Annotated in this window: 4 protein-coding genes; all 4 read left to right on the forward strand. The window is 63.6% G+C overall.

The genetic code is table 11. The annotated features are described in order from the left end of the window. Positions 1–2,045 (forward strand): 3-hydroxyacyl-CoA dehydrogenase/enoyl-CoA hydratase family protein (locus IV091_RS12470; protein ID WP_293469177.1); only part of this gene is annotated, 2,045 nt, incomplete at its 5' end. Beyond that, a complete protein-coding gene (locus IV091_RS12475; RefSeq protein WP_293469179.1) occupies positions 2,045–2,566 on the forward strand; it encodes a DUF4442 domain-containing protein in 522 nt (173 codons plus the stop codon). The genes IV091_RS12470 and IV091_RS12475, both read left to right, overlap by 1 nt. A gap of 73 nt (positions 2,567–2,639) precedes the next feature. After that, a complete protein-coding gene (locus tag IV091_RS12480) occupies positions 2,640–3,122 on the forward strand; it encodes a DUF559 domain-containing protein (protein WP_293469181.1) in 483 nt (160 codons plus the stop codon). A 37-nt stretch (positions 3,123–3,159) separates the two neighbouring features. Beyond that, a partial coding sequence (locus IV091_RS12485; RefSeq protein WP_293469183.1) for a beta-ketoacyl synthase N-terminal-like domain-containing protein occupies positions 3,160–3,524 on the forward strand: 365 nt, incomplete at its 3' end.

Below are 3,524 nucleotides of genomic sequence, written 5' to 3' on the forward strand. Positions count from 1 at the left end.
TCACCACGCTCAGCGAAGCGCTGCCCGAGGCTATCAAGCCGCGTTTTTGCGGCATTCACTTTTTCAACCCGCCGCGCTACATGGCGCTGGTCGAGCTGATCAACACGCCGACCACCGAGCCCAAGGTGCTGGACGACCTGGAAGCCTTTGTCACCAGCGCCCTGGGCAAGGGCGTGATTCGCGCCCATGACACGCCCAACTTCATCGCCAACCGTGTCGGCATCGCCGGCATGCTGGCCACCATCAAGGAGGCTGAAAACTTTGGCCTGAGCTATGACGTGGTCGATGACCTGACCGGCAAGAAGCTGGGCCGCGCCAGTTCGGGCACTTTCCGCACCGCCGACGTAGTCGGACTGGACACCATGGCGCATGTGATCAAGACGCTGCAGGACAACCTTGGGCCTGACAAGATGCCCGATCCTTTTTCAGACCTGTACGGCACGCCGCCGGTGCTGGCCCGGTTGCTGGAGGCCAAAAGCCTGGGTCAGAAAACCGGTGCCGGTTTCTACAAAAAGGTCGGGCGCGACATTTTGCGGCTGGACCCGGAAAGCATGGACTATGTAGCGGGCGGTGCCAAGGCCGATGACGTGGTCGGCCGCATGCTGAAAAAGCCGGCCGGCGAGCGTCTCAAGCTCTTGCGCAACGCCGAAGGCGCCGAGCCGCGTTTCCTGTGGGCCATCCTGCGTGACCAGTTTCACTATGCGGCCGTGCACCTGGCCAGCATTGCCGAAAGCGCGCGCGACATTGACTTTGCAATGCGCTGGGGCTTTGGCGCCAGCCAGGGCCCGTTCGAACTGTGGCAGGAAGCCGGCTGGCTGCAGGTGGCGAACTGGATCCAGGAAGACATTGACGCTGGCAAGGCGCTGAGCAGCGCGCCGCTGCCTGACTGGGTGTTCAGCGGCCCGGTGGCAGAAGCCGGCGGCGTGCACACGCCAGCAGGTTCCTGGAGCGCATCAAGCCAGAAATTCATTGCGCGCCGCCAGTTGCCGGTGTATGCGCGCCAGCATTTCCCTGAAGACGTGCTTGGTTCCAGTGCATCCGCCTTTCAAACCGCAGGCACCACGCTGCACGAGGACGATGCGATTCGACTCTGGACGCTGGACGGCCCCGATGGACAGGGGGGCGACGTGCTGATCGCCAGCATCAAGACCAAGATGCACGTCATCAGCCCCGACGTGGCCGAAGGGCTGGCCCTGGGCGTGGACCTGGCCGAGAAAAGCTACAAGGGCCTGGTGATCTGGTCCAACGATGCCATGTTTTCTGCCGGCGCCGACCTGCAAACCATGTTGACCGGCTTCATGATTGGCGGCGTCGGGGCGGTGGAAGGCGCCGAGGCTGAACTGCAGGGCGTGATGCTCAAGCTGCGTTATGCCGCCGTGCCGGTGGTGTCTGCCGTGCGCGGCCTGGCGCTGGGCGGCGGCTGCGAGCTGGCGGTTTATTCGGCCAGGCGCGTGGCCGCCATGGAAAGCTACATCGGCCTGGTGGAAGTGGGCGTGGGCCTGGTGCCCGGCGCCGGCGGCCTGACCTATATTGCGCGCCGCGCCGCTGAAAATGCAGCCTTGTCAACCGGCAAGGACATGCTGCCTTTCCTGACCGAAGGCTTCACCGCAGCGGCCATGGCCAAGGTGGGAACCGGCGCCATTGACAGCCGCAAGATCGGCTACCTGCTGGACAGCGATGTGATCGTGCCCCACAAGGACGAGTTGCTGTTCGTGGCGCTCAACGAAGCGCGCGCGCTGTTCCATTCCGGCTACCGCGCGCCGCACAAGCGGCTGTTTCCGGTGGTCGGGCGCAATGGCCTGGCCACCATCAAAGGGCAACTGGTCAACATGCGCGACGGCGGCTTCATCAGCGCGCACGACTTTCACATCGCCAGCCTGATCGCGGGCGTGGTGTGTGGTGGTGACGTGGATGCCGGTACGCTGGTGACGGAAGAGTATTTGATGACGCTGGAACGCCAGGCGTTCTGCGCGCTGCTGGCCCACCCCAAAACGCAGGAACGCATCATGGGCATGATGAGTACCGGCAAACCCGTGAGGAACTGATGGTGGATTCCAACACCGTCAATCACCCGCCCAACCGGCTGGAGCGCCAGCTCGACCGCTTGCAGGACGTGCCTGCCTTTGCCCGTACCTGGTATCAAGGCGTGGTGCTGCGCCGGGCCGTGCCTTTTACCGGAACGGCCGGGCTGGACTTTCTGCAGATGCGCCGTGAACGCGTCGAAATCGGTCTCAAGAATGAGAAGAAGGTCCAGAACCACATCGGCGGCATACACGCCTCGGCCATGAACCTGCTGGCCGAGACCGCCACCGGCATGGTGGTCGGCATGAATGTGCGCGACGACTGCACGCCGCTGGCCAAGGCGCTGACGATGGCGTTCAGGAAGCGCGCCACGGGTGCCATGCGGGCCGTGGCCACGCTGACGCCAGCGCAGCAGGCGCTGATGCAAGCCAGCGACAAAGGCGAAGTCACGGTGGCCGTCACGGTCACCGACGAGGCGGGTGTCGAGCCCGTTGAATGCGAATTTATTTGGGCCTGGATTCCGTCCGGCCCGCTGAAGAGCTAAAGAACCAAAGGAAAGCGATCTTCTTCTTGCTCCTTCCCCCGCTGGGGGAAGGTTGGGATGGGGGCTCTACGACATGCAAAACCAGGCCAGCACCAACGCCAGAACGTTCGCGAGGTCCCTTCGCCAGGAGATGACCGATGGCGAGCGGCGGCTATGGCTGCGTGGCGAACAGCTGGGGTTCAAGTTCAGGCGCCAGCATCCGCTGGGGGCTTATGTGGCGGATTTTGCTTGTCTTGCGCCCCGGCTGATTGTGGAAGTAGACGGATCGCAGCATGCACAGCAGCAGGGCTACGACGCACAGCGCGACGCTTTTTTCAGAAGTCACGGCTTTGACGTGATGCACTTTCCGGCCAACTTGCCGTTTTCAGATTTGCAGTCGATTGTGGAGGCGATTTACAACCGGCTGACCGAGTTGGCCGCGCTGGCCCCCATCCCAGCCTTCCCCCAAAGGGGGAAGGAGCAAGAAAATCAGCCTGAGGCTTTCCCCGAATTACACCTTTCCCCGCTGGGGGAAGGCAGGGATGGGGGCTTCCCCGCCCCCGCCCCCGCCCCTTGAGTTCACCTTCTACCGATTCATCCAGAAAGAGCACCCCATGAAACAAGTCCAGGAAGCCTACATCGTTGCCGCCACGCGCACGCCCATAGCGCGCTCGCACCGGGGTTTTTTCCGCAACACACGTCCCGACGACCTGCTGGTCAGCGTCCTCAAGGCCGCGCTGGCCCAGGTGCCGACGCTGGACCCCAGGGCGATTGAAGACATCATCTGCGGCTGCGCCATTCCAGAAGGCCCGCAGGGCCTGAACATCGCGCGCATAGGCGCGGTGCTGGCCGGCTTGCCGACCAGCGTGGGCGGCATCACCGTGAACCGCTTTTGCGCATCAGGCCTGTCGGCCATCCAGATGGCGGCCGACCGTATCCGTGTCGGCGAGGCCGATGTGATGTTCGCCGCCGGCGTGGA

It is taken from the genome of Polaromonas sp. (assembly GCF_018780625.1).
GTDB lineage: Bacteria > Pseudomonadota > Gammaproteobacteria > Burkholderiales > Burkholderiaceae_C > Polaromonas.